Below are 18192 nucleotides of genomic sequence, written 5' to 3'. Positions count from 1 at the left end.
GTACCGGGGGGGGGATCGGTGCGTGGGTCAGTTCAGGGTGGAGACGTCGATCACGAACCGGTACCGCACGTCGGAGGCGAGGACCCGCTCGTACGCCTCGTTGATCTGGTCGGCGGAGATGACCTCGATGTCGGAGCCGATGCCGTGCACGGCGCAGAAGTCCAGCATCGCCTGGGTCTCGCGGATGCCGCCGATGGCGGAGCCGGCGAACGACTTGCGGTGCATCAGCAGCGAGAAGACGTTGATCGCCAGTGCCTCGGGCGGGGCGCCGACGTTGACCAGGGTGCCGTCGACGGCGAGCAGCGAGAGGTAGGCGTCGATGTCGATCTTCGCGCTCACCGTGTTGATGATGAGGTCGAAGGAGCCGGCGAGCTTCTCGAAGGTCTCCGGGTCGCCGGTGGCGTGGTAGTCGTCGGCGCCGAGCCGCAGCCCGTCCTCGCGCTTCTTCAGCGACTGGGAGAGCACGGTGACCTCGGCGCCCATCGCGTGGGCGAACTTGACGGCCATGTGGCCGAGGCCGCCGAGGCCGACGACGGCGACCCGGGTGCCGGGGCCGGCGTTCCAGTGGCGCAGCGGTGAGTAGGTGGTGATGCCGGCGCACAGCAGCGGCGCGGCGGCGTCGAGCGCGAGGCCGTCGGGGATCCGGACCACGAAGTCCTCGGTGACGACGACGTGGGTGGAGTAGCCGCCCTGGGTGAGGGTGCCGTCGACGTCGACCGCGGCGTAGGTGCCGATGTTGCCCTTGAGGCAGTACTGCTCGTCGCCCTTGAGGCAGTTGACGCATTCGCGGCAGGAGTTGACCATGCAGCCGACGCCGACCCGGTCACCGACGGCGTGTCGGGTGACCTCGGGGCCGACCTCGGCGACGATCCCGACGATCTCGTGGCCGGGGGCCAGCGGGTAGGTGACCGGGCCCCACTCGCCGCGGACGGTGTGGATGTCGGAGTGGCATATCCCGGCGTACCTGATCTCGATCAGCACGTCGTGGGGGCCGACGTCACGACGCTCGATGGTCGTGGGCGCCAGCGGTTCGGTGGGGGACGTCGCGGCGTAGGCCTTGACAGTGAGCACGTTTCTCCAGCGTGAGGGTGAGGGTCGTTCGTCGCTACGCCCCCATGCTGCTCCGCCGACGCGGCGCGAGGCAGACCGCGCTGTGCCGGGGAGCGGCGTTCCGGGTTGTGACAGGGCCCCTCACGGGCCCTGGCCACCCGCCCGGGCCCGGGGTGGCCCGGCCCGGGCGGGTGGCCGCGCTCAGCGCGGTGGCACGCGGAGGAAGGTGACGGAGTGGGGTGGGAAGGTGTAGGTGAAGCGGTTGTCGACGCCGCGGAAGGTGGTCTCCACCGGCGCGATGGGCTGGTCGGTCTCGTCGTTGACGGCGTCCGGGTCGCCGGTGAGCGTGGTGACGTGGGCGGTGCGGCCGACCCGGGTGCCACGGCCGAGGTCGACGGCGGTGACGGCGGCCTCGTCCTGGGCGTTGACGACCTTGATGATCAGCTCGCCGGTCTCGGCGTCGCGGGTGACGACCTGCCGGAAGGGCTCCGGGGTGGGTTCGGTGAAGCCGCCCCACTCCTCGCCGTCCAGGAAGAGCGTGACCTCGCGGCCCCTGACCTCGATGTGGATGTCGTAGGCGCGGCCGGTCTCGATGGTGGTGGCGTCGCCGACGATCTCCGCCTTGGCGCCGCCGACGGCCTGCTCGACGGCGGAGCGGGTGTTGCCCCAGCCGCCGAGGTTCCACCAGTAGTAGGTGCCGGAGTCCTGGACGCCGAAGCCGATGAGGAAGCCCTCGGCGCCGGCGCGCTTGGTCGCGGTGACGTCCAGGTCGTAGTCGGTCCAGGCGGGGTCGCCCGCGACGAGCATGTTGTCGGTCGAGGTGGTGTCGGCCTGGACGAGGGCACCGTCCTGGACGGCCCAGGTGCCGGCGCCGGTGGTGGGCGTCCACTGGTCGGCGCCGTTGGAGAAGTCGTCGGTGAGCAGTGTGCCGCCTTCGGCGGAGGTGACGGCGACGTCGTCGTAGGCGGCGCTGGTGGCCCAGGTGGCGAGCCCGACGGCGCCGCTCAGGTCGTCGTCGGTTCCCGGGGTCGGGGTGGCGCGGCTCGGCACCACCCGGTCGCCGGTGTTGGTGGCGAAGAGCCGCTGCACCTCGTAGCTGGCGGAGCCCCAACTGGCGTCGTTGTCGAACCAGATGAGGTCGGGGCGCCACTGGGTGCCCTGGGTGTGGGCGAGCAGTGGGGCGTAGGAGGCGAGGCGGACGACGTCGGCGTTGCGTTCCAGGCCGGTCATGAAGGCGGCCTCGGCCAGGGCGTTGGCGAAGCGGTTGTCGCGGGAGGCGTACTCGCCGAGGAAGACGTCGGGTCCCTCGCGGTCGTAGGAGTCGTACCGTTCGTTGTTGGCGAGGAACCAGTTGGGGTTCATGTAGTAGTGCTCGTCGACCATGGCGACGTCGGCCTCGCGGTTGAGCTCCCACAGCCGCTCGAAGGTGGGGCCGCCGGCGGAGGGGCCCGAGTTGCCGACGACGGTGATCTCGGGGTGCTCGGCCCCGATGGCGGCGCGGAAGACGCGGAAGTTCTCGAAGTACTCCTCGGGCAGGTTCTCCTCGTTGCCGACGGCGAGGTGGGTGAGGCCGAACGGCTCGGGGTGGCCCATCTCGGCGCGGACCGCCCCCCAGGGGGAGTCGGCGGGGCCGTTGGCGAACTCGATGAGGTCCAGGGTGTCCTGGACGTGTCGGGCCAGCAGCTCGGGGTCGTCGGTGGCGCGGTTCTCGCCGCAGCCGGTGACCATGGCCGGCACCACGGGCAGCGGCATGGCTCCGACGTCCTCGGCGAACTGGAAGTACTCGTAGTAGCCGAGCCCGTAACTCTGGTTGTAGCCCCAGAAGTTGTGGTTGACCGCGCGTTCCTCGACCGGGCCGACGGTCTCCTTCCACTGGTAGGAGCGCTCGCGCGGCCAGTCGGGGGCCGCGTACGCCTCGTGGCTGCCGGTGTTGACCAGGCAGCCGCCGGGGAAGCGCAGGAAGCCGGGTTCCAGCTCGGCGATCCGCTCGGCCAGGTCGGCGCGGAGGCCGTTCTCCCGGCCCAGGAAGGTGTCCTGGGGGAAGAGGGAGACCATGTCGAGGCGGACGGTGCCGCCGCCCGCGGCCGTCACGGTCAGCCCGCCGTCGGCGGCCGAGGCGGTGGCGGTGAGGGTGCCGGTGTACCTGCTCCAGGTGTCGCCGCGGACGTCGAGGGCGAGGTCCTCGGCGAGCGGCGTGCCGTTCCCGGTGTCCAGGGCCACGGTCAGTTCGGTGCCGGGCGCCTGGTCGGTGCGGGCCCAGACGGAGAAGTCGTAGGAGTCGCCCGCGGTGATCTCGACGCCGGTGAAGAACCCGGCGTTGCGGACGCCGGACCCGGCGCCCGCCCCGCCGTCCCGGAGGTCGAGCCGCAGGTACTGGCGGTTGGTCTCGTTCAGCCGCTCGGCGTCGTTCACCACGGTGGCGGTGCCGGTGGCCCCGCCGCGCGCGACCTGGGACCAGGCGGTCATGGGGGTGTAGGAGGCGTGGTCCTGGGGGCCGAACTCGAAGGAGCGGTTCCGCACCAGCTCCGCGTAGAGGCCGCCGTCCGCCGCGAAGTTGATGTCCTCGAGGAAGATCCCGTACATGCTGTCGGAGATCTCGGGTCCGGCGCGCCTCGGGTCGACCGTGATCGCGTAGTCGGGCGCCGGGGCGGCCGACGCCCCGGAGGCGGCGCCGGGTAAGACGGCCGCCGCGCCCGCCAGGGCCAGGGCGGTCGCCAGGAGCGGGCGGTGTCCACGTCTCATCTGCTCTCCACTGTCCTCGGGATGGGAGGTCTCGGGTGGGGTCCGGACGGCTCCGTTCAGCGGGCGGCGAAGGAGTGCACGGTGGTGGAACGGTAGGTCGTGCCGGGGCGCAGCACCGTGCTGGGGAAGTCCGGCTGGTTCGGGGAGTCGGGGAAGTGCTGGGTCTCCAGGCAGAGCCCGTCGCTCTGCCGGTAGGCGTTGCCCGTGGTGCCGTTGAGGGCGCCGTCGAGGAAGTTGCCGCTGTAGAACTGCACCCCGGGCTCGGTGGTGGCCACGGTCATGGTGCGGCCGGAGGCCGGGTCGTGGAGGGTGGCGGCGTGGCGGGGGCGGACGGTGAGGCCCTTGTCGAGCACGAGGTTGTGGTCGAAGCCCTTGCCGTGGCCGAGTTGGGGGTGGTCGCGGCGGATGTCCTGGCCGATCGGCTTGCCGCGCCGGAAGTCGAACGGGGTGCCGGAGACGGTCGCGAGCTCGCCGGTGGGGATGAGGGTGGCGTCGACCGGGGTGTAGCGGGAGGCGGCGATCTCCAGTCGGTGGTCGAGGATGGAGCCGGTGCCCTCGCCGCTCAGGTTGAAGTAGGTGTGGTTGGTGAGGTTGACGACGGTGGGGGCGTCGGTGGTGGCGGCGTAGTCGATGCGGAAGTCGCCGGCGTCGGTGAGGGTGTAGGTGACGGTGACGTCGAGGGTGCCGGGGTACCCCATCTCGCCGTCGGGGCTGGTCCGGTGCAGGGTGAGGGTGGCGGGTCCGGTGGGGGTGATCTCCCACAGCCGCTTGTCGAAGCCGGCGTCGCCGCCGTGCAGGCTGTTCGGGCCGTCGTTGACGGGCAGTCGGTGCTCGGTGCCGTCGAGGGTGAAGCGGCCGCCGGCGATGCGGTTGCCGTAGCGGCCGATCAGCGCGCCGAAGTAGGTGGTGGCGGTGAGGTACGGGGCGAGCGTGGCGAAGCCGAGCGAGACGTTCACGGTCCTGCCGCGTCGGTCGGGGATCTCCAGTGCCTGGACTATGCCGCCGTAGCCGAGCACGGCGAGGCGGGTGCCGCCGCGGGCGAGGGTCCAGCGGTCGACCCGGCTGCCGTCGGGCAGGTGCCCGAACGTTTCGGAGCGTGGGCGGGCGTCGCCGCGGTCACCCGTGGTCGCGGAGGAGGTGTGGGCGGCTGCCGCGGGGGCGGTGAGGCCGGTGGCGGTGGCGGCGACGCCGGCCGCGGCGGAGGCGAAGACGGTTCGTCTGTCGGGGCTCATGGTGGGGGCGGCTCCTTGGTTGAGGCGGCTCTGTCCGGACACACGGCGCACGTACGACATCTCGAACAAGGTTCGGCATTCGGGCCAAGAAGCTAGAGAGCACCCGGGAGTTCGTCAAGCAGTCCGGCAACGACCGGGCTGCTCCGATTGATTCGGTGTTTGCGGTCGAAAGTATTGACGGCCTCAGCGCCGTCTCCTACCTTCAGGGCCCTGCTGAGCGAACGCCGTCCGGTGTGCCGAACGCGCGGGGAAGGGACGTGCCCATGACGCCGTGGAAACCGGCCCTAACGGGGCGCCGGCGCCGGGCCGCTGCTGCCCCGGACGACCAGCTCGGTGGCCAGCTCCACGCGGGTCTGCGGCAGCCGGCGCCCGGCGGCCAGGTCGAGCACCATCGTGGCGGCGGTGGCCGCCATGGTGGCCAGCGGCTGCCGCACCGTGGTGAGCGGCGGGGTGGCCCACTGCCCCGGGTACAGGTCGTCGAAGCCGACCACGCTCAGGTCGTCGGGAACCCGGAGGCCGGCCTCGGCCGCCGCCCGGTAGGCGCCCAGCGCCTGGCCGTCGTTGCCGGCGAAGACGGCGGTCGGCGGGTCCGGCAGCCGCAGCAGTTCGCGCATGTGGTGGAGCCCGCCCTCGTGCCGGAAGTCCCCCACCCGCACCAGCGCCGGATCGACCGGGACGCCCGCCATGTCCATCGCCGCGCGGTGGCCGTCCAGCCTGGCCCGGCTGCACAGCATGTGCTCGGGCCCGGTGATGACGGCGATCCGCCGGTGGCCGAGCTCCAGCAGGTGGCGGGTGGCGGAGAGGCCGCCGCTCCAGTTGCTCGCGCCGACCGAGGGCCAGGAGTGGTCGGGCTCGCCGGTCGGGTCGAGCACGACGAACGGGATGCCGCGCACCCGCAGTTGGTCACCCTGGGCGCCGCTGGGGCCGGAGAACACCGCGATCATCCCGGTGGGGCGGCGCACCAGCACCTCGTCCACCCAGTCCCGGCCGTGGGTGTCGCGCCGGCTCAACTCCGAGAGCACCACGGCGAGACCGTGGTCGCTCGCCACCCGCTGCACACCCCGGAAGATCTCGATCGCGTAGACGCCCTCCGCCTCGTGGAAGACCAGGTCGAGCAGCGGCGCGGGCCCCGCGGCCTTCTTCTGGCGCCGGTAGCCGTGCTCCTGGATGACGCTCTCGATCAGCGAGCGGGTGCCGGGGGCGACGTCGGCCCGGCCGTTGACCACCTTGGAGACCGTCGCCACCGACACGCCGACGCGCTGCGCGATCTGCGCGATGGTCAGGGGCTCCTTGGCGGTCGAACTCATACCGAAAGTCTATCGGGCCCCGGATCTCGAACGTTTCGAGCCCGCTTCCGACCATGGCGGGCCTCCCGCTGACCGACCGAGCCGCACCGTCACGAGAGAGCCGAAGGAATTGTTCACACGCCGCACCGCGCGACGCCCCCTGCTCGCGCTCGTCCTCTGCCTGTTGGTGGTCGTCGCCACCGGCTGCGCCAACCGCTCCCGACCGGGCAGCGGCGACGGCCGGTCGATCGAGTTCTGGTCGTTCTCCGGGATCAACCAGGCCGCCGCGGTGGCCGACTACGAGCGCGCCCACCCGGAGATCGACGTCCAACTCACCGAGGTGGGCAGCTCGGTGGAGACGGCCCAGTCGCTGGTCACCGCGCTGGCCGCCGGCAAGGTCCCGGACCTGGTGCTGATCCAGGGCGACGACCTGCCCAGGTTCGTGGAGGCGTCCGACAACTTCCACGACCTGCGGGAGTTCGGCGCCGACGAGATCAGGAGCGACTACCTGGACTGGGTGATCGCCCAGTCCACCGGGGCCGACGGCCGCGTGATCGGCGTGCCGACGGACGTCGGCGGCCTGGCCGTCGCCTACCGGACCGACCTGTTCGCCGCCGCCGGACTGCCCACGGACCGCGCCGAGGTCGGCGCGCTCTGGCCGACCTGGGACGACTTCATCGAGGTCGGCCGCCGCTACACGGCGGCCACCGGCGCGGCCTTCATCGACAACGCGGCCACCAGCGTCTTCTACCAGGCGGTCAACCAGGGCGCGGTGAAGTACTACGACGAGGACGGCGAACCCGTGTACCGGGAGAGCGCGCCGGTGCGCGAGGCGTTCGACCTGGCGCTGGCCGCCGTCGACGCGGGCATCACGGCCGGACAGAGCTCGTTCGCCGAGAGCTGGGGCGCCGGGATGCAGCACGGCGACTACGCGGCGGTGGCCGCGCCGGCCTGGATGCTGAACAGCATCCGCACCACCGCGCCCGACACCGCGGGCTCCTGGGACCTCGCCCCCATCCCGGGCGGCGCCGGGAACTGGGGCGGCAGCTACCTGGCGATCCCGCGGAACGCCGAGAACCCCGAGGCCGCCTGGGAGTACATCAGGGAGACCCAGTCGCCGGCCGGCCAGCTCGACCACTTCGCCGACTCGGGCTCCCTCCCCACCACGCCCTCGGTCTACGAGGACGAGGCGCTGACCTCGTTCACCGACCCGTTCTTCTCCGACGCCCCGGTCGGCCGGATCTACACCGAGTCACTGCTCGGGCTCAGCCCCTTCCCCGTCGGGCGGGACAGCTCGACCATCGGCCAGGAGTTCCTGAACGCCATCACCGACGTCGAGCAGGGCGGCGGCGATCCGGAGCGCGCCTGGGACCGGGCACTGGACAACATCCGGATCGCCATCGGGCGGTGAAGGCCGCACCCGAGACCCCGCGGCAGAAAGCGAACGACCTGTGACCACACTTCTCGGCCCGACGCCGGCGCCGGCCAGCACGAGCCCGCTCCCGGCGCCGACCCGGATCCGCGAGCGGCTCGGCGAGCGGGTCGCCCCCTACCTCTACATCGCGCCGTTCTTCGTGATCTTCGCGATCTTCGGCCTGTTCCCGCTGCTCTTCACCTTCTACATCGCGCTCTTCGACTGGAATCCCATCGGCGACCAGGTCTTCGTCGGCGCCGACAACTTCACCCGGCTCCTCGACGACCCGCGGTTCTGGAACGCGGCCCGCAACACGCTCAGCATCTGGCTGCTCTCCACGGTGCCGCAGCTCGCGCTGGCACTCCTGCTGGCGCACGTGCTGCACCACGCCAGGCTGCGCTGGGCCGGGTTCTTCCGGATGACGATGCTGGTCCCCTACATCACCTCGGTGGCCGCCACCACCATCGTCTTCGCCCAGATGTTCGATCGCGACTACGGGCTGCTGAACTGGCTGCTCGGCCTCGTCGGCCTGGGGCCGGTCGACTTCGTCCAGTCGGGCTGGGGCAGCCACCTGATGATCGCCGTCATGGTCACCTGGCGCTGGTTCGGCTACACCACCCTGCTCTACCTGGCCTCGCTGCAGGCGATACCCCGCGAGACCTACGAGGCGGCCGCGGTGGACGGCGCCGGCGGCTGGCAGCGGTTCCGGCACATCACCGTGCCCTCGCTGCGGCCGATCATCGTCTTCACCGTCGTCACCTCGACCATCGGCGGCCTGCAGATCTTCACCGAGCCGCTGCTCGTCTCCCGCGCGGCGCCGCTGACCTGCGGCCCGACCCGCGAGTGCCAGACCCTCACCCTCTTCCTCTACGAACAGGGCTTCGGCATGTTCCAGTTCGGCTACGCGGCCGCCATCGGCGTGGCCCTGTTCGTGATGGTCGTCGCCATCGCGCTGATCAACTACCTCGCCGCCACCCGCGTCCGCCCGGAGGGCAAATGACCATGCCACGCCCGACCACGCCGCCCGCCGCGGGCCGCCGGCGGCGCCGCGCGGGCGGGGTCCGCTGGTGGACCTACGCCCTGCTCGTCCTCGCCGCCGTCGTCTGCCTCTTCCCGCTCTACTGGATGTTCGTCGTCGCCACCACCGACTCGGCCACCGCGACCCGGATGCCGCCCGAGGTCGTGCCGGGCGACAACTTCCTCCACCTCGCCGAACTCGTCTTCACCACGGTGCCGTTCCTGCGCTCGATCGCCAACAGCGTGATCGTGGCCGGCGCCATCGGCGTGGGCCACGCGGTGCTCTGCTCGCTGGCCGGCTTCGCCTTCGCCAAGCTGGCGTTCCGCGGCCGCGAGGTGCTGTTCCTGATCGTGGTGCTCACCATGACGGTGCCGACCCAGCTCGCGATCATCCCGCAGTACCTGATCATCGCCGAACTCGGCTGGGTGGACACCCTCCAGGCGCTGATCGTGCCGGGACTCGCCAGCGCCTTCGGCATCTTCTGGATGCGCCAGCACCTGGCCACCACCCTCAGCGACGAGTTGATGCAGGCGGCTCGGATCGACGGCGCCACCAGTTGGCAGATCTACTGGCGGATCGCCTTCCCCATCGTCCGTCCCGCCGCCTTCGTGCTCGGGCTCTTCGGCTACGTCACCGCCTGGAACGACTTCCTGTGGCCGTTCGTCGTCCTCAAGTCGCCCGACACCTACACCGTGCAGATCGCCATCAAGGCGCTGCAGAACAACTTCAGCGTCGACCTCGGCCTGGCCATGTCGGGCTCGTTCCTCGCCACCCTGCCGCTGCTCGTGCTGTTCGTGTTCGTCGGGCGCCGCATGGTGGCCGGCATCCTGGACGGCGCCTTCAAGGGCTGACCGCGGTCGGGCCGGGGGCCCCGGCCCGATCTACCTCACGGCGGTCCTGATCCCGAGGGCGAGGAACACCACGGCCGTCACCCTGGCGGTCAGACGCCGGAACCGGGGCTCCCGCAGGGTGCGCGCGGCGCGCTGGACGAGGACGGTCCGGGCGAGGAGCCAGAGCGCCATCAGCAGCGCGTGGGCGCTGGCCAGCGTGAGGATCTGCGCGTCGAGCGAGCGATCCGCCTCGACGAACTGAGGTACCAGCGTGAGGTAGATGGAGGCCGCCTTCGGGTTGCGGACGTTGCCGAGCAGGGCCTGGGTGTAGACGGAGCGCGCCGGGCCCCGCGCCCGCCGGCGGGCGGGCGCGCGGGCCGGCTCGCGGGCGGAACGCCAGGCTGGCTCCGGGGGTGGCGACCAGGGGAAGGAGCGCCACCAGGAACCCGAGAACGGCGTAGGGATGGATCACGCGGTTCAGAGCACGACGCGGTAGTGGGTGGTCAGGCGCCGGTCGTCGCCCAGGACGTGGAAGGCGAGACCCGGCGGCTGGTCGCGGTCCGCGGGGCGGTCGCCCTCCCAGGGCATCCGCAGGGTCCAGGTGACGGCCGGCCCGACGATCAGCGGGCGGGCGGCGAAGGTCGAGGCGGCCGCGGTGTGCGCGTGTCCGGTCAGCACGGCGACGACGCTCGGGTGCGCGGCCAACAACGCGGCCAGGTCTCCCGGCCGTTCGAGCATTCCGGAGTCGGGCAGCGGGTGATGGAGCTCGACGCCCGCAGGTGGTCCATGACGCGGTTCGCGCGCTCGGTGGCCCGCGCACCGCCGTCCAGGTGCAGGTCGCTGATCTGGGCGAGCAGCAACGTCATCGTCCGTCCCCTCTGCATGGCCCCGGCGTTGACCGCCGAGGCGCCGACTCCTAACGGAAGTTTTCGTTTAACCGTTAGAGACCCTAGAGTGTGCGGGAGGATGTGATCAAGTGGTGGACGACCGGGCGGAAGCGGGAAGGAGCCCCTGATGGAGCGCTGGCTGGCACTGGAACTGGCGAGCACGATCCGCCACGACGGAGACGGCGGCGTCACCGACGACCTCGCCACCCCCCAGGGAACGACCCGCTGGATCCGGGAGCGGACGGACCTGTTGGCCGACGCCCTGCCGGCCGGCGGACTCACGGCGGACGAGGCCCTCAGGTCCGAGATCACCGAGCTGCGGCGGGCGGTCAGGGCGTTGTTCGCCCGGGGGGTCGCCCCCGGCCCCGCCAGCTCGGCGGACGCCCGGGTGCTGATGTCGGCCGACGAGGCGCTGGCGCACCTCAACGACGTCGCCGCCAGGGAACCGGTCGTCCCACGGCTGGAGTGGCCGCCGGGCGGCGCCCCCACGGCCCGACTGCTGTCGGCGGAACGCGACCCGGGGGTACGCCTCGTGGCGGCCCTGGCGCGCGCCGCCGTCGACTTCCTGAGCGGCCCGCAGCGCGGGCGGCTGCGCGCCTGCACCGCACCCCGCTGCGTGCGCTACTTCGTCAAGAGCCATGGGCGGCAGGAGTGGTGCAAGCCGTCGTGCGGAAACCGCGCCCGGGCCGCTCGCCACTACCGGCGTCAGCGCCTGGCGGCCGACGACGGCGCTCCTGGGAGCTGACCGCCGCCCCGGCCGGCGGCCGCCCGGCGGGGCACCGCCGCGCACGGTCAGCCGAGTTGGGCCAGCCGCGGCACCGCGGGCGCGATCCGCTCCTCGATCCAGCCGGCGGCGTCGGTGGCCGAGGTGGGCACCACCACGCTCTCGACGCCGAGTTCGGCGTAGGCCGCCATCTCCCGGACGAAGCCGTCCAGGTCGCCCCGGCCGAGGGCTTCGCTCCGGGAGATCACCGTCTTGCGGATCCGGTCGTAGTCCCGCCCCAGCTCGTCGCAGTGCCGGCGCAGCACGTCGAACTTGTGCCCGACCTCCGCGGGCGTGCCGGGCAGCAGGTTGCACGCGTCGGCGTACCGGGCGACCAGCCGCAGGGTCTTCTTCTCGCCGCCGCCGCCGATCAGCAGCTCGGGGTGGGGCCGGCTGATCGGCGGGGGCACGCACCGGGTCTCGGCCAGCCGGTAGTGCTCGCCCTCGAACGGCCCGTCGTCGTCGGGGTCCCACATCTGGAGGCAGATCCGCACCGTCTCCTCCAGCCGCTCGAACCGCTCGGCGAGCGGCGGGTAGGGCACGCCGAGCCCCAGGTGTTCGCGCTCGTACCAGGCGGCGCCGATGCCGAGGGTGGCCCGCCCGCCGGAGAGCGTGTCGAGGGTGGTGACGATCTTGGCGAGCAGCCCGGGGTGGCGGTAGGTCACCCCGGTGACCAGGACGCCGAGCCGCACGGTCGAGGTGTGCGCGGCCAGGAAGCCGAGGGTGGTGTACGCCTCCAGCATGGCGTGCTCCGGGCCGCCGGCCTGTTCCATCTGGAAGTAGTGGTCCATCACCGAGATCCAGTCGACGCCGGCCGACTCGGCGGCGGCCCCGGCCGCCGCCAGCTGGGGCCCCAGGGCGCCGGGACCCGCCGGGTCGTCGAATTCCATGACGTGGATGCCGAGCCTCATGCCGATCTCCTGTCTGCTCGCGGTGCGCCCGCCGTCGCCGGTACGGGAGCGGGGAGGGGCCGTCCAGCCGACCCCTCGCCCACCATTCTCCCCGGTGGTCGCCCGCCGCGCGGGGGGTGATACTGGCCGTGCCGGCCGCCATCCCGCGTCACGAGCGAAGGAGCCGAGCAGATGAGCACCTGGACCGACGACGAGCTGAGCCGCATCGAGCGCGCCGACGAGCTGCGCATCGCCCCACTCCGCCGGGACGGGAGCCCGCGCTCCCCGATCCCCATCTGGGTGGTCAGGGAGGGCGACGAGCTCTACGTCCGCTCGTTCCGGGGGCGCGGCGGCGCCTGGTTCCGCACGGCGCAGTCCCGCCACGAGGGCCACATCAGCGCCGGCGGCGTCGACCGGGACGTCACGTTCGTCGACGAGGCCGACCCGGCCGTCAACGAGCGGATCGACTCCGCCTACCGCACCAAGTACCGCAGTTACAGCGACGCCTACGTCGACCCGATGGTGGCCGACCCGGCGCGCGGCAGCACCCTCAGGCTCGTCCCGCGCTGAGCGCGCCGGCCCCGCGGACCGGGGCGTGGACCAGGACACGGAACGGGGTTGCTCGACGGCGCCCGCGAGGGTTTGACTTCTCCCTATGGAGAAAGCGCTTTCCCCCTCCTCCTTCCCTCAGGGAACCCCCCTCGACCATCGCTACCAGGGGGAACACCCCGTCCGTACCCTCGCCTACCTGCTACGTCCCGACCGGGCCCGGCTCGCCGGCGCCGTCGCCGTCTTCGCGGTCCGGCACAGCCCGCTGTGGCTGCTGCCGCTGATCACCGCGAACATCATCGACGTCGTCGTCCAGCAGCGGCCGATCTCCGAACTCTGGTGGAACGCGGCCGTGCTGGCGTCCATGTTCATCGTCAACTACCCATCGGCCGTCGTCTACTCCCGGCTGATGAGCACCACCATCCGCCGGCTCAGCACCACCCTGCGCTCGGCGCTCTGCCGGCGGATGCAGGAACTGTCCATCGGCTACCACTCCAGGGTCAGCTCCGGCGTGTTGCACGCCAAGGTGGTGCGCGACGTCGACACCATCGAGGAGAGCCTGAAGCAGACCGCGGAGGTCGGCCTCGGCGCGGTCACCACGATGCTCGGCGGGCTGATCGTCATCGGCATCCGCGCCCCCGCCTTCCTGCCCATCTTCCTGGTCGTCGTGCCGGCCGCCGCGCTGCTCATCCGGCTGCTGCGCGGGCGGCTGCGCGGCCGCAACGAGACCTTCCGCAAGGAGATCGAAGTCCTCTCCTCCCGGGTGACGGAGATGACCAGCCTGATCCACATCACCCGGGCGCACGGCCTGGAGAACACCGCGATCCACCGCGTCGACGGCCAGCTCGACCGGGTGCGCACGGCCGGCTTCCGGCTCGACCTGCTCAACGGGCGGGTGTCCTCGCTGGCCTGGAACGTGCTCAACGCGCTGGGCGTCTGCTGCCTGATCGGCGCGGCGCTGGTCGCCTACTACGGCTGGCTGCCGGTGACCGCGGGCGACGTCGTCATGCTGAGCACCTTCTTCACCACCCTCACGGCCTCCACCACGGCGCTGATGGGCCTGGCGCCGACCATGACCAGGGGGCTCGAGTCGGTGCGCTCCATCGGCGAGGTCCTGCAGGCCCCCGACCTGGAGAGCAACGACGGCAAGCGCGAGATCGCCGGCGTCACCGGCGCCGTCGAGTTCCGCCGGGTCGGGTTCACCTACGAGGGCAGCGCCGAGCCGTCCGTCTCGGACCTCGACCTCGCCGTGCGGCCCGGCGAGACCGTCGCCCTGGTCGGCCCGTCGGGCGCCGGGAAGTCGACGGTGCTCAACCTGCTGATCGGCTTCATCAGGCCGACCGAGGGCGCCATCCTGCTCGACGGCATCGACACCGCCGGCCTCGACCTGCGGACGTACCGCCGCTTCCTCTCCGTCGTGCCGCAGGAGTCCATCCTGTTCGCCGGCACGATCCGGGAGAACGTGGCCTACGGGCTGCCCGACGAGGTCGACGAGGACACCCTGCGCACCGCCCTCCAGGCGGCCAACGCCTGGGAGTTCGTCTCCCGGCTGCCGGAGGGTGTCGACACCCTCGTGGGGCAGCACGGGGCCAGGCTCTCCGGCGGCCAGCGGCAGCGGCTCGCCATCGCCAGGGCGCTGATCCGCGACCCGCGGGTGCTCATCCTGGACGAGGCGACGTCCGCGCTCGACGGGCGCTCGGAGTCCCTGGTGCAGGAGGCGTTGGGCCGGCTGATGAGCGGCCGCACGGTCTTCGTCGTCGCGCACCGGCTGTCCACCATCCGCAACGCCGACCGGATCATGGTGTTGGAGGGCGGCCGGATCCGTGAGTCGGGCACCCACGACGAGTTGGTGGCCCTCGGCGGGCTCTACCAGCAGTTGCAGCCGGGCCACGCGGCCTGACCCGGCGGTCCGCCCCGGGCCGGACTCCCCCGGCCTTCCGGCCCGGGGCGTCCGGCCCGGGGCGTCGGCGTCAGCGGGCCAGCAGCGCGAAGACGCCCCAGCCGAGGTGTTCGCGTTCGTACCGCGCGTAGCGGGCGGGGGCGGTGGTGAGCTCGGCCCGCAGCTCGGCGGCCAACTCGTCGTCGGGGTGCCGGTCGAGCCAGCGGCGGACGCTGAGCCACTGCGCGGCCCGGTACCGGTCCCAGCCGTCGTGGTTGGCCAGCACCATCTCCACGACGTCGTAACCGAGTTCGCCGAACCCCTCGATCAGCTCGGGGAGCGGCAGGAAGTCGTCCTCGGTGGCGGCGTGGCAGGCCGCGACGGTCTCCTGGTCCGGCGGCGGCCGGCGCCAGTACGGCTCGCCGACCAGCAGCGTGCCGCCGGGGCGCAGGCTGCGTCGCAGCAGTTCGACGGTGCCGGCGACGCCGCCGCCGATCCAGGTCGCGCCGAGGCAGGCCGCGAGGTCCACGGGCTCGGCCGCGACATACCCGGCCGCGTCGCCGTGCACGAACTCGACCCGGTCGGCGACCCCGAGTTCGGCGGCGCGGGCCCGGGCAGCGGCCGTGAACAGGGTGCTGATGTCCACGCCGGTGCCGGTGACGCCGTGGTCGCGGGCCCAGGTGCACAGCAACTCGCCCGAGCCGCTGGCGAGATCGAGGACGCGCGCGGCCGGCGGCAGCCGGAGCGCCCGGCCCAGGGTGGCCAGTTGGTCGTCGGTGAGCGGGTTGTGGATGCGGTGGCCGCTCTCGCGGATGGTGAAGACGCGTGGCAGGTCCACCGGTGGCGTGCTTCCGGGAGGCATGGGATCAGAGGGGGGCGAGTCGGGTGCGCAGGAGGCAGAACACGTTGCCCTCCGGGTCGGCCAGCACGTGCCAGCTCTCGCCGCCGGTCTGGCCGACGTCGGCGGGCCTGGCGCCGAGCGCGAGCAGCCGCTCCAACTCGGCGTCCTGGTCGCGGTCGGTGGCGTTGACGTCGAGGTGCAGGGGGAGCTTCCCGGTGCGCGGGTCGCTGCTCGGGCTGAGGACGAGGGTGGGCCGCGGGCCGCCGAACCCGGCGTCGGGCGGGCCGATCTCGATGCTTCCGTCGTCCTCCCGGCCGAGTTCGACGTAGCCGAGGACGTCACTCCAGAACGCGGCGAGCCGCTCGGGTTCCGCGCAGTCGATGACCAGCTCACTGATACGGCATGCCATGCGCGTCAGTGTAGGGAGGCGCGCGCCGGCGCGCCGTGGATTATTCGGCGGCCCGCCGGGCGGGGCGCCAGCCGAGCGCGGGCGCCAGGCGGGTGGCGATGTCGGTGAGGATCTGGACGTAGTCGTCGGGCTCGAAGGTGAAGGGCAGCGCGAAGGCCACCTCGTCGACCTCGCGGAACGCGGCGTGGGCGGCAAGCCGTTCGGCGATCTCCGCCGAGCTGCCGACCAGGTCGGGGGCGAACATCAGCCGGGCCGGCCCCTGCGGCGTGGCCGTCCTGGGCGTGCGCTCCCGGGCGTACGCCTCGTACCTCGCGCGCTGGGCCGGCGTGGCGGAGTCGGTGGGGACGACGACGAGTCCCTGGGAGACCCGGGCCCGCTCGCCTTCGGGGTGGTGGGCGCGGAAGGTCCTGATCTGCGCGCGCTGGATCTCGGCGAAGTCCGGTTCCCCCTCGGCCTCCCCGGCCTTGACGACGCTGCTGGTCAGCAGGTTCATCCGGTGCTCGCCCGCCCAGCGCGCCGAGCGGAGGCTGCCGGCGCCGTACCACATGCGGTCGGCAAGTCCGGGTGACTGCGGCTGGACCCGGTCGGAGAACGCCTCGAAGCCCTCGGTGCCGCTGAAGTCGGTGACCGGTTCGCCGCGCACGAACGACAGCAGCCGCCGGACGCGTTCGTGGCCGAAGTCCTCGGCGTCGCCGGTGTCCGGGTAGAGCGCGCCCCTGACCTCGTCGTACCGCATCGGCGGGCCGACGCTGACGCCCGGGTTGAGGCGGCCGCCGGAGAGCAGGTCCACGGTGGCCAGGTCCTCGGCGAGCCGCAGCGGGTTCTCCCAGCCGAGCGGGATGACGGCGGTGCCGAGGTCGATGTGGCTGGTCCGCTGGCTGGCGGCGGCCAGCACCGCGACGGGCGAGGAGATGCCGTGTTGCAGGTGCCGGTGCCGCACCCAGGCGCTGTCGAAGCCCAGCCGTTCGCCCAGTTCGACGAGGCGGAGCGTGGCCTCGTGGCCGGCGCGCGGGTCGGCGGGATCGAACAGACCGATCGTCAGGAAGCCCAGCCTCCGCAGCGTGCGCGCCATGGCGCGGGAGCCTAACAGTTCGCCCGGCCGCTCGTCGTGGAGCCCGTCGTGGCGTCCGTCGCGGGGTCCGTCGCGGGGCCCGGCCTTCGCCGCCGGCGGCGAGGGGCTTGACCCTCACGTGGCGTCAGGCCGCATAGTCGGTGCCGTGGACGAGCACCTGACCGTGGGAAACGTGGCCGAGTCGGTGGGCGTGAGCGTCCGCACGCTGCACCACTACGACGAGATCGGGCTCGTCCGGCCGTCGGCGCGCACCGCCGCCGGGTACCGGGTCTACTCGGCCGGCGACATGGAGCGGCTGCGTGAGGTACTCGCCTACCGGCGCCTGGGCTTCGGGCTGCGGGAGGTCGCGGACCTGGTCGACGACCCGTCCACCGACACGGTCGCTCACCTGCGCCGACTGCGCGACCTGCTGCGGGAACGGCGCGATCGGGCCGACGCCATGGTGGCGGCCATCGACAGGGAGCTCGAGGCACGGGCGAGGGGAGTCGACGTGACGCCGGAGGAACGACGGGAGATGCTCGGCGCCCGGCTGTACGACGCCATCGGCCGCGCCTACCCCGCGACGCGGCGCACCGACCCGCGGATCGCCGCGCGGATCTGGGACGCGCTCGGGGACGCGCGGACGGTGCTGAACGTCGGGGCCGGCACCGGTTCCTACGAGCCCCGCGACCGGGACGTGACCGCGGTGGAGCCGTCGGCGGTCATGCGGGCGCAACGGCCGGCCGGCGCGGCGCGGTGCGTGGCCGCCGCCGCGGAGCGCCTGCCGTTCGCCGACCGGTCCTTCGACGCGGCGATGGCCGTCTCCACCGTCCACCACTGGGGCGACCCGATCGCCGGGCTGCGCGAGATGCGGCGCGTGGCCCGCCGCGTGGTGGTGCTCACGTTCGACGCCTGCGAGCCCGGCTGGCGGGACCGGTTCTGGCTGACCCGCGACTACCTGCCCGAGTTCGGCGACCTCCTCGCGGGCTTTCCCCCGCTTCCCGGGATGGCCGACGCGATCGGCGCCCGCGCCGAGCCGGTGCCCGTTCCGTGGGACTGCGCCGACGGCCTGTTCGAGGCGTACTGGCGCCGCCCCGCGGCGTATCTGGAGGATCACGTGCGCCGGGCGATGTCGATCTGGACGAGGGTCGGTGCCCAGTCCGAGCGGCGGGCGGTACGACGCCTGGGCGACGACCTCGCCACGGGCCGGTGGGCCGAGCGCAACCGGGAACTCGCCCACCTCGACGCGGCGGATCTCGGGCTCCGCCTGCTCGTGGCCTGAACCGCGTCGCACCGCGGGCGCGGGTTCAGGGCAGCGCGGCGGGGGCGTTCAGCGGGACGGTGCGGAGGG

The 18192-nt window shown here is 72.7% G+C and carries 16 protein-coding genes and 1 pseudogene; 7 read left to right on the top strand and 10 right to left on the bottom strand.

Features of this window, described 5'->3' with window-relative positions; genetic code table 11:
- Positions 1-27 precede the first annotated feature (27 nt).
- From E1283_RS12570 to E1283_RS12555, 4 genes are all read right to left on the bottom strand, one after another.
- Positions 28-1071 (bottom strand): NAD(P)-dependent alcohol dehydrogenase, encoded by a 1044-nt coding sequence (locus E1283_RS12570; RefSeq protein WP_132818073.1) that lies wholly within the window; start codon positions 1069-1071, stop codon positions 28-30.
- A 180-nt stretch (positions 1072-1251) separates the two neighbouring features.
- Positions 1252-3792, bottom strand: coding sequence for an alpha-L-arabinofuranosidase C-terminal domain-containing protein (locus E1283_RS12565; RefSeq protein WP_132818072.1), 2541 nt, complete (start codon positions 3790-3792; stop codon positions 1252-1254).
- Positions 3793-3848: 56 nt separating this feature from the next.
- Positions 3849-5024, bottom strand: a complete 1176-nt coding sequence (locus tag E1283_RS12560; protein WP_132818071.1) for an aldose epimerase family protein — start codon at positions 5022-5024, stop codon at positions 3849-3851.
- A gap of 284 nt (positions 5025-5308) precedes the next feature.
- Complete coding sequence (locus E1283_RS12555; protein WP_132818070.1) at positions 5309-6331, bottom strand: LacI family DNA-binding transcriptional regulator; 1023 nt, start codon at positions 6329-6331, stop codon at positions 5309-5311.
- 109 nt (positions 6332-6440) lie between these two features.
- On the opposite strand from E1283_RS12555, the gene E1283_RS12550 reads away from it, so the two are divergent.
- The 3 genes from E1283_RS12550 to E1283_RS12540 are packed head-to-tail and all read left to right on the top strand — an operon-like array spanning position 6441 to position 9593.
- A complete protein-coding gene (locus tag E1283_RS12550; protein ID WP_207930377.1) occupies positions 6441-7721 on the top strand; it encodes an ABC transporter substrate-binding protein in 1281 nt (426 codons plus the stop codon).
- Positions 7722-7761: 40 nt separating this feature from the next.
- Positions 7762-8724 (top strand): carbohydrate ABC transporter permease, encoded by a 963-nt coding sequence (locus tag E1283_RS12545; protein WP_132818068.1) that lies wholly within the window; start codon positions 7762-7764, stop codon positions 8722-8724.
- A 2-nt stretch (positions 8725-8726) separates the two neighbouring features.
- Positions 8727-9593, top strand: coding sequence for a carbohydrate ABC transporter permease (locus E1283_RS12540; protein WP_132818067.1), 867 nt, complete (start codon positions 8727-8729; stop codon positions 9591-9593).
- 30 nt (positions 9594-9623) lie between these two features.
- On the opposite strand, the gene E1283_RS12535 is transcribed toward E1283_RS12540, so the two are convergent.
- Entirely contained in the window at positions 9624-10037 is a 414-nt protein-coding gene (locus tag E1283_RS12535) for a LysE family translocator (RefSeq protein ID WP_243744800.1), read from the bottom strand.
- A 12-nt stretch (positions 10038-10049) separates the two neighbouring features.
- A pseudogene (locus E1283_RS12530) lies at positions 10050-10361 on the bottom strand (metallophosphoesterase family protein); the annotation flags it as partial.
- A 225-nt stretch (positions 10362-10586) separates the two neighbouring features.
- Between E1283_RS12530 and E1283_RS12525 the strand changes: the two are divergent.
- Positions 10587-11204 (top strand): CGNR zinc finger domain-containing protein, encoded by a 618-nt coding sequence (locus E1283_RS12525; protein ID WP_132818066.1) that lies wholly within the window; start codon positions 10587-10589, stop codon positions 11202-11204.
- Between the two features lie 47 nt (positions 11205-11251).
- Here the strand turns inward: E1283_RS12525 and E1283_RS12520 are convergent, their stop codons facing one another.
- A complete protein-coding gene (locus tag E1283_RS12520; RefSeq protein WP_132818065.1) occupies positions 11252-12133 on the bottom strand; it encodes an LLM class F420-dependent oxidoreductase in 882 nt (293 codons plus the stop codon).
- Positions 12134-12304: 171 nt separating this feature from the next.
- Between E1283_RS12520 and E1283_RS12515 the strand changes: the two genes are divergently transcribed.
- Together E1283_RS12515 and E1283_RS12510 are read left to right on the top strand one after the other, a co-directional pair.
- Positions 12305-12682 carry a DUF2255 family protein gene (locus E1283_RS12515; RefSeq protein WP_132818064.1) on the top strand — a complete coding sequence of 126 codons (378 nt, stop codon included), beginning with the start codon at positions 12305-12307 and terminating at the stop codon, positions 12680-12682.
- Positions 12683-12767: 85 nt separating this feature from the next.
- Positions 12768-14561, top strand: a complete 1794-nt coding sequence (locus tag E1283_RS12510; protein ID WP_132818063.1) for an ABC transporter ATP-binding protein — start codon at positions 12768-12770, stop codon at positions 14559-14561.
- Between the two features lie 70 nt (positions 14562-14631).
- On the opposite strand, the gene E1283_RS12505 is transcribed toward E1283_RS12510, so the two are convergent.
- The 3 genes from E1283_RS12505 to E1283_RS12495 are packed head-to-tail and all read right to left on the bottom strand — an operon-like array spanning position 14632 to position 16862.
- Positions 14632-15378: an SAM-dependent methyltransferase gene (locus E1283_RS12505; protein WP_132818062.1), complete on the bottom strand. Its 747-nt coding sequence runs from the start codon at positions 15376-15378 to the stop codon at positions 14632-14634.
- Between the two features lie 28 nt (positions 15379-15406).
- Positions 15407-15790, bottom strand: a complete 384-nt coding sequence (locus E1283_RS12500) for a VOC family protein (RefSeq protein ID WP_132818061.1) — start codon at positions 15788-15790, stop codon at positions 15407-15409.
- 40 nt (positions 15791-15830) lie between these two features.
- Complete coding sequence (locus E1283_RS12495; protein ID WP_132818060.1) at positions 15831-16862, bottom strand: LLM class flavin-dependent oxidoreductase; 1032 nt, start codon at positions 16860-16862, stop codon at positions 15831-15833.
- A 163-nt stretch (positions 16863-17025) separates the two neighbouring features.
- On the opposite strand from E1283_RS12495, the gene E1283_RS12490 reads away from it, so the two are divergent.
- Entirely contained in the window at positions 17026-18123 is a 1098-nt protein-coding gene (locus E1283_RS12490) for a MerR family transcriptional regulator (RefSeq protein ID WP_165956102.1), read from the top strand.
- Positions 18124-18192 lie beyond the last annotated feature (69 nt).

It is taken from the genome of Streptomyces hainanensis, assembly GCF_004348415.1.
In the GTDB taxonomy this organism is placed as follows: domain Bacteria; phylum Actinomycetota; class Actinomycetes; order Streptomycetales; family Streptomycetaceae; genus Streptomyces; species Streptomyces hainanensis.
The sequence above is the reverse complement of the archived record's forward strand: the minus strand, read 5'-3'. Positions and strand labels throughout refer to the sequence as shown.